1 protein-coding gene is annotated in these 247 nt (G+C 62.8%); it reads left to right on the top strand.

The window, feature by feature from the left end; translation table 11 throughout:
• Positions 1–247, top strand: a 247-nt coding sequence (locus AC6LKG_RS26650) for a VCBS domain-containing protein (RefSeq protein WP_498170019.1), incomplete at both ends; no start/stop codon positions are given.

Genomic DNA, 247 nt, shown 5'->3' with positions numbered 1-247 from the left:
TACGGCACCTTCACCGTCGACCAGAGCGGCAACTGGAAGTTCGAGCTGGACAACAGCAGCGACAAGGTCCAGGCCCTGAAGGACGGCGAAAAAGTCACCGACACCATCACCGTCACGGTTGATGACGGCAACGGCGGCACCGCCACCAAGACCATCACCGTCGAAATCACCGGCACCAACGACACGGCCGTCATCACCCCGAACCAGCCGGGCGACGATGCCGGCTCCGTCAAGGAAGACGGCAACC

The organism is Achromobacter sp. 46006 (genome assembly GCF_059761975.1).
This window is presented reverse-complemented; position numbering and strand designations above follow the sequence as displayed.